Below are 7,687 nucleotides of genomic sequence, written 5' to 3'. Positions count from 1 at the left end.
GTCCTCTTTCGCTTTTAGATAGTAAAGTAGTCAGTAATTACACAGCTGTCTCTGTTATAAAGGACGGTCGAGTTAGCGCATTCGAGCAAATTAACTCTCTATTTAGGCACTTATAGACAGTTTTTGCAACAATGGTGACAAATTTATGACGCATTATTCACGGCGTAGTCTTGACCTTAGCCCTGTGCTCACGCAAGATAGACGGGTCTGATAATAACGGTTGGCTTAGCTTTAGCAGGATTTAAGCGTTTACTGGTATACTTTTATTATTGGTAAATACTTAGATGAGTAAATACCAATAATAAATTATGACTAGCGAATAATAAATATGATGCCGCGATATCTTGGGTGGGCGGCTTATACATATTTATTTTTAAATCTATGTTAATGTGGTAAAAACCTTTAGTAGTATTTTGAACGACAATTTGCATCACAGTTTGAAAAAAATGAACCTTTGGTTCTTAATTGGTAATTTTTAATTCATAACATTAATAAACGAGGAACGTATGAAAGCATTAGTAGCGGTCAAGCGTGTCATTGATTACAACGTAAAAGTTCGTGTAAAAGCTGATAATTCGGGCGTAGATTTATCTAACACTAAAATGTCAATCAACCCTTTTGATGAAATTGCTGTTGAAGAAGCCGTTCGTCTAAAAGAAGCGGGCGTGATTGATGAAGTCATCGTCGCCTCAATCGGTCCAAAAGAATCACAAGAGCAAATTCGTGCAGCTTTAGCCTTGGGTGCTGACCGTGGGATTTTGGTCGTATCTGACGAAAAACCTTATCCATTACAAGTTGCTAAAATCCTTAAGAATATCGCTGAAACTGAGTCTACGGATATTATCTTATTGGGCAAACAAGCCATCGATGACGACAACAACCAAACCGGTCAGATGTTAGCAGCATTGATGGGTATCGGTCAGGGTACTTTTGCGTCAGAAGTAAAAGTTGAAGGCAGCAAAGTCAACGTCACGCGTGAAATCGACGGTGGTCTGCAAACCCTAGCACTTGAGCTACCAGCGGTTATCACCACTGACTTACGCTTAAATGAGCCACGTTATGCAAAATTGCCTAACATCATGAAAGCGAAGAAAAAGCCACTTGATGAAAAAACGCCTGCTGATTTCGGTGTCGATATGACTTCTAAGCAAGAAATTATCAAAGTCGTGCCACCTTCTGAGCGTAAAGCGGGTATCAAGGTAGGTTCAGTTGACGAGTTGGTCGATAAGCTAAAAAATGAAGCAAAAGTTATCTAAGGCGTGAGTCTTTTAATATTTTGCTACGGCATATCTTGTGCAAAATGATGTTATCTAAAAGGTTTCATATTTAAGCTGATTTGATAAATCGTTTTGTACACAAACAACCGCATGAATAGATGATACGAATAAATAAAGGATAAAAACAATGGCAATTTTGGTATATGCAGAACATGACAATGCCAGTCTAAAAAAGGCAACTTTGAACACGATCGCTGCTGCTAAGCAAATAGGCGATGACGTCCATGTATTGGTCGCTGGTAGCGGCGCGCAGGCAGCAGCTGATGCAGCCGCTAAAGCTGAAGGCGTGACTAAAGTACTATTAGCCGATAACGCCGCTTATGAACATCAATTGGCAGGCAATATCGCCCTATTGATTGCTGACATCGCTAGTGATTATAGCCATATCATCGCTGCTGCTACCACTACTGGCAAAAACTTTATGCCACGTGTCGCCGCTTTACTTGACGTGAGCATGTTGTCAGAAATCTCTGCGGTCGTAGACGCAAACACCTTTGAGCGTCCTATCTATGCAGGTAACGCCACGGCAACAGTTAAGACCTCAGAAGATAAAGTGGTTTTAACAGTCCGTACCACTGCTTTTGATCCTGTGGCAAGCGAAGGCGGTTCAGCGTCTGTTGAGACACTCGATAATGTTCAAGATTTGGGTAAATCAAGCTTCGTCAATGAAGAGATGGCAAAATCTGACCGTCCTGAATTGACTTCTGCAAGCATCGTGGTTTCTGGTGGTCGTGCATTAGCGAATGGTGAAAACTTCACTAAATATATCGAGCCGCTAGCGGATAAGCTTGGCGCTGCGGTTGGCGCATCACGGGCTGCTGTTGATGCAGGCTATGTACCAAACGATATGCAAGTTGGTCAAACAGGTAAAATCGTTGCACCAGACCTTTATATCGCAGCGGGTATCTCAGGCGCGATTCAGCATTTAGCAGGTATGAAAGATTCTAAAGTCATCGTTGCTATCAACAATGATCCAGAATCACCAATCGCGAGCGTTGCTGATTACTTTTTAGAAGCCGATTTGTTTGAGGCATTGCCTGAGCTGACTAGCAAGATTTAATTGTTACCTCTTGCATAAGTAATGAAGCAAAAAAGACCCGCTATTTTTATAGCGGGTTTTTCGTGTTTTCTCTAAATGATTCTAAGCATAACTTCTCTGACGCAATGTCTCATACAAGCATAATGAGCCTGCAATGGCGACATTCAGGCTTTCTTGCCCGTTAGGCTGCGGCAAGGCGATAGGGGTGGCACACTGCATTAGCTCGTCGCAAACACCTTGGCCTTCATGCCCCATAATCCAAGCGATTGGCTTTCTTAAGTCATGTTGATAAATGACCGTATCGGTATGTGAGCTGGTGGCAAATAGCGGCGTTTGTACGAAATCTAAAATATCTTGCACACTTAACCCCTCGTAAATGCTGAGGGCAAACTGCGCGCCCATACCTGCTCTGAGCGTCTTTGGTGACCATGCTTGCGCTGTTGCACTGGTAAAAAGTATGTTTTTAATGCCAACCGCCGCCGCCGTACGCAGTAGCGTACCGACATTGCCGCTGTCCTGGACATCATTAAGAATCAAGCAGTCATCATTGATGGGTTTAAGGCTAGGCGCTGGAATGTTAATCAGCGCCATGATATCGATGCCAGTCCCTAAGCTACGAATACCTTCGTACAGGCTATCTGCTAAAGTCAAAATAGGCGTATAAGTCGGTAGGCGCGTCAAAAGCTGCTGAACTTCAGAATGCTGGTGCGCCGATTCAGACAGTAATATCTGCACAAATGGGTAATCGCTACGCAGAGCGGCATCGATAAGGTGCACGCCTTCAATGACGGTTTGCCCTTGTTTCTTACGCTGGCGCGCTTGCGTCAATAGCCCTTTGATAAGTTTGACAGTCGTATTTTTATCTGAGGTAATCAGCTCGGTGGGATTTGCTACCATAATAGATCGCTTAAAATATAAAGAGTTTGAATCATCAGCGTAAAGTCGATTGTTTATATCGCTGTACGCTGTGTATTATCAAATTGGGTGCAAATGATTTATTTATCAGCATGTTTTACATGTAGATTTTTAACGTAATCGACCTCGTTTTTACTGCCAAGTACCACAGGGACACGTTGGTGAATATCCGTTGGTTCTATATCCAAGATACGCTGCACCGCGTCGGTAGCAGCGCCGCTCGCTCGCTCAATCAATAAGCTCATCGGATTGGCTTCATACATCAAGCGTAACTTGCCGGCTTTATTGGCATCTTTGGTGTCAAATGGATAGGTGAATAAACCGCCACGACATAAAATTCGATGCACATCGCCGACCATCGCCGCCACCCAACGCGTGTTAAAGTCACGGCCGCGTACGCCAGTCTTGCCAGCGATGAGCTCGTCGATATATTGCTGCATAGGCGCTTGCCAGTAGCGATAGTTTGAAGCGTTGATAGCGTATTCACTAGTATCCGCATCAATCTGAACATCCTCTTCTATCAGTACATAGTCATTGCTATCAGGGTCTAGGCTAAACATTACGACATTATCAGCGATGGTTAATGCCAGTACCGTAGAGGTGCCATATAGCAAATAACCGGCGGCTAGCTGTTGATTACCCGCTTGTAAAAAATCGCTATTTGCACTGATTTGACCTTGGCGTTGGTACGGTAGGATAGAGAAGATGGTACCGACGGCCATATTAATATCGATATTTGATGAGCCATCAAGCGGATCGAACAATACCAATAAACTACCATCAGCGTTGGCAGGGGTAGCATCGTCGAGCTCTTCTGAGGCAACACCTGCACAATGCGCGTTGTTTGCCAACGCCTCTAATAATAAATCGTTAGCTAAGACGTCGAGTTTTTTCTGCTCTTCACCTTGGACATTTTGATTACCTGCTTCGCCTAAGATATCTGCTAACGCCCCTTTTCTTAATAACTGCGAGATGGTTTTACCAACATTAGTTACAGTGGTAATTACGTCATTAAGTGCCGGGTTACTGGCATCAGCGTTTAGATAATTTGCTAAGGTTGTCATAAGGTTTCCTGATAAAGACGGTTAAAATAGATAGTATTAAAATAAGTACTTTTAAAAATAAGACCAATGAGAATAAAAATTAAATAGAAGTTTGAGAGACGGTTAGATCACCTTTAATTTGCCTAAATTTGGCAAATTTTTAAATACCCAGCAAGGCGTCTTTGTCCTGACCACAAAATCAGCTACACTAGCGCTATGATTATTTATTTATGGTGTTAATAAGTGGCTTTTGATAAGGTTTGCTATATGTCTAGAGCCATTGCTCACTAAGACGCCAAAAGCTATCTTTTAAGGTTGTTTGTCATTGCGCTAAATTGTAGCAAATAAGCGCCAAAATGTCCTTGTCTGTGTGCTTAACGAGCGTAAAACGCCTAAATAATGATAATCACCTCATATCACCTAACAATAAAGATGTGCCATTATGTCAAATTCTATCGATAGTCGCTCAACACCAACCGTTTCGCCGACTGATTATGCCAAGTTTGATCCTGAGACTATTCATCAAAAGCTCAACGCCTCGCTCAGTCGTCCGCAGCTCAATAACGATGGCAGTATTCGCCATTTCTTAGGGGTAGAGGGTTTAAGTAAAGCGCAACTGCAGGCAGTTATTGCCAAAGCAGAGACATTTTTTGATGATAATGGGCAACTGATTAACCGCCCTGAGCTTGAAGGCTATACGGTGATGAATTTGTTTTTTGAGCCGTCAACGCGCACGCGTACAACCTTTGAAGTCGCCGAAAAGCGTCTTGGTGCCAATGTGCTCAATATCGATATTGAGCGCTCCAGTACCAAAAAAGGCGAGAGCTTGCGCGACACCTTATGGAATCTACAAGCGATGACGGCGGATATCTTTGTGGTACGGCATTCAGCGTCAGGCGCGGCGCATTTTATGGCAACCGAAGTGACGCCAGATATTGCTATTATCAACGGCGGTGATGGCTGGCATGCTCATCCGACGCAAGGTATGCTCGATATGCTGACCATTCACCGTGAAGCACCGCGCCCGTTTGAAGAATTGTCTGTGGCCATCGTCGGTGATATTAAGCATTCGCGGGTCGCACGCTCAGATATCAGTGCGCTGCAAACCTTGGGAGTTAAAGATATTCGTGTTTGTGCGCCGCGTACCTTATTACCCAAAGGTATTGAGCGTTTTGGCGTGCAAGTTTATGAAGATATGAACGAATGCGTCACCGACTGTGATGTCATTATGGGATTAAGAATACAAAATGAGCGTATCGGCTCGCCGCTGCTGGCGTCGTCGAGTGAGTATTATAAACACTATGGTATTACGCCTGAACGCCTAGCACTGGCTAAACCCGATGCGTTGGTGATGCATCCTGGGCCGATGAATCGCGGGGTTGAGATTGCCTCAAGCGTTGCCGATGGTGACCAGTCTGTTATTTTAAAGCAAGTAAATAATGGCATTGCGATTCGCATGGCAGTGTTATCGCTAGCTATGGAAGGTCAGCGCGCGCATCAAGCTGCGAGTCAATAATACTCTGCTGCACTGTTTTATATTTATTTATCCAATTTTATTGATACGGTAATAACGCTCATGTCTACTACGTTAAATACGGATACACCGATAATTAACCATCTTCCTCAAGCATTTAAAGACGCGCTACCAAGCACAGTAACCGATAAGCTGGCTTCTTTTGAATCAGAGCGCGAAATGTGGCTGCTGCCACCCTTGGTTGATTTATGCGCCCGCTTACGCGAACCGGGGCAACAACAACACGGTACGTTAGAGTCAGAAGGGCGTGCGGCCCGTGGCAATGGTTTTTTGCATGTGGTGATTCCACCCGATACCAACCCCATTTTAGAAAATGGCTCGCTATTAAAAGGTTTGCGTGAGCGGGCACTTAGTGATGGCGGTATTTATTTGCATGTTTTAGGGGCGCTGACCGCAGGCTTAGAAGGCGAGCGACCATCAAATATCGCTGGTCTGAAAAAAGGTGGCTGTATCGCGGTCTCTAATGCGCGTCGACCTTTTCGCAATGACTTGGTGTTACTGCGTACCTTGGAATATGCGGCGACTTTTAATATGAAAGTATTCTTTTATCCTGACGAGCCAAGTCTCTCTGGTGAAGGCGTGGCGCACGAAGGTTATATCGCCTCGTATCATGGTTTGCAAGGGATTCCTTGGATTGCAGAAACAGTTGCTTTATCGACGCAGTTATTAATGGTGGAAGAGACGGGTATTGCCGCACATTTTAGCCAATTATCTTGTAAGTCTTCGATTGAGCTGATGCGCTGGGCGAAAGACAAAGGTCTGCCGGTGACTTGTGATGTGGCGATGCATCAGCTGTATTTAACCGATGATAATTTAAAAGGCTTTAATGCCCAAGCCTATGTGCTACCGCCGCTGCGTAGTAATACCGATCAGCAAGCCATTCGCCGCGGGCTAAAAGACGGCACTATTGATGCGATTTGCAGCCATCATGAGCCGCTAAATAGTACCGCTAAAAAAGCACCTTTTGCCGAAAGCACACCGGGTATCTCAAACTTTGACACCTTTATGGCGCTGGCATGTCAGTTGGTACGCGATGAAGTATTAACGCTTGAGCAACTGGTCGATAAAATCTGTCTGAACCCAGCAAAAATTGCGGGTATTAGTGAGCAGTATGAAAGTATCGGCGGCGCAGTATTGGTCGATCCTAATCTAGAATGGCAAGTGACCACAGAATCCATGCTGTCAAATGGTAAAAATACGCCGTTCTTTAATGAGCAGTTGCAGGGCCGTGTGGTGGAGACTTTCTTTGCCTAATTTGCCCAGACAGGATGACAGTCTGCTACCATCCTCGAAGGATAACGACCGAAATTTAACCAGGCAGCCGCATACACCGCGCAGTGGTGCTAGTACCTCTAGCGAATCTATTAAAGCGGTCGCAATATATGAAGTGGTCAAAGGCGTTGGTGCGCTATTAGGAGCGGGGGCTTTATGGTCATGGCATAGTGACCTTGAGCATTGGCTAACGACAGCGACTGCGTCTTGGCAACAAACCTTTGGGCAACTGCTAGCACCGCAAGTTGATAGTGCGGTACGTATCGCCCAGCAGGCAAGCAAAAATTGGCCAGTATTTTTATTGCTCATTTTTGCTTATGCCAGTTTGCGCTTTCTTGAAGCTTATGGTTTGTGGCAAGATAAAACTTGGGCATATTGGTTTGGGGTGTTAGGCTACGGGATATTTATTCCTATTGAGATTTATTATTTGTTTGCTAGCCCATTTGACTGGTTTAAGCTTGCCATCTTAATATCAAACATTATTATCGTTATCGTGGTTTATCGCAATATGAAGCGCAAAGGTTTGATATAACTACGCTATGATACAAACCAATAAACGGGTTTAAGAGACCTAAAAAAGCCAGTATAAGTTATCCTCTTATACTGG

General features: G+C 44.2%; 7 protein-coding genes. 5 read left to right on the top strand and 2 right to left on the bottom strand.

Annotated elements, in window-relative coordinates; all coding sequences use genetic code 11:
- Positions 1 to 506: 506 nt before the first annotated feature.
- Positions 507 to 1,256 (top strand): electron transfer flavoprotein subunit beta/FixA family protein, encoded by a 750-nt coding sequence (locus tag B3R91_RS06115; RefSeq protein ID WP_068408412.1) that lies wholly within the window; start codon positions 507 to 509, stop codon positions 1,254 to 1,256.
- A 148-nt stretch (positions 1,257 to 1,404) separates the two neighbouring features.
- Entirely contained in the window at positions 1,405 to 2,337 is a 933-nt protein-coding gene (locus B3R91_RS06110; RefSeq protein ID WP_191691519.1) for an electron transfer flavoprotein subunit alpha/FixB family protein, read from the top strand.
- A gap of 81 nt (positions 2,338 to 2,418) precedes the next feature.
- Here the strand turns inward: B3R91_RS06110 and B3R91_RS06105 are convergent, their stop codons facing one another.
- Complete coding sequence (locus tag B3R91_RS06105; protein WP_286796858.1) at positions 2,419 to 3,213, bottom strand: TrmH family RNA methyltransferase; 795 nt, start codon at positions 3,211 to 3,213, stop codon at positions 2,419 to 2,421.
- A 98-nt stretch (positions 3,214 to 3,311) separates the two neighbouring features.
- Positions 3,312 to 4,295, bottom strand: coding sequence for a class 1 fructose-bisphosphatase (locus B3R91_RS06100; protein ID WP_286796857.1), 984 nt, complete (start codon positions 4,293 to 4,295; stop codon positions 3,312 to 3,314).
- A 421-nt stretch (positions 4,296 to 4,716) separates the two neighbouring features.
- Here B3R91_RS06100 and B3R91_RS06095 point away from each other — a divergent pair, with 421 nt between their 5' ends.
- From B3R91_RS06095 to B3R91_RS06085, 3 genes are read left to right on the top strand one after another with little or no spacing between them, the layout of a single operon-like run.
- Entirely contained in the window at positions 4,717 to 5,790 is a 1,074-nt protein-coding gene (locus tag B3R91_RS06095; protein WP_286796856.1) for an aspartate carbamoyltransferase catalytic subunit, read from the top strand.
- Between the two features lie 60 nt (positions 5,791 to 5,850).
- Complete coding sequence (locus B3R91_RS06090) at positions 5,851 to 7,062, top strand: dihydroorotase (RefSeq protein ID WP_286796855.1); 1,212 nt, start codon at positions 5,851 to 5,853, stop codon at positions 7,060 to 7,062.
- Positions 7,055 to 7,612 (top strand): DUF2127 domain-containing protein, encoded by a 558-nt coding sequence (locus B3R91_RS06085; protein ID WP_286796854.1) that lies wholly within the window; start codon positions 7,055 to 7,057, stop codon positions 7,610 to 7,612. The genes B3R91_RS06090 and B3R91_RS06085 overlap by 8 nt, the downstream gene beginning before the upstream one ends.
- Positions 7,613 to 7,687 lie beyond the last annotated feature (75 nt).

This window comes from Psychrobacter sp. UBA6291, from assembly GCF_002439405.1.
Lineage (GTDB): Bacteria > Pseudomonadota > Gammaproteobacteria > Pseudomonadales > Moraxellaceae > Psychrobacter > Psychrobacter faecalis.
The sequence above is the reverse complement of the archived record's forward strand: the minus strand, read 5'-3'. Positions and strand labels throughout refer to the sequence as shown.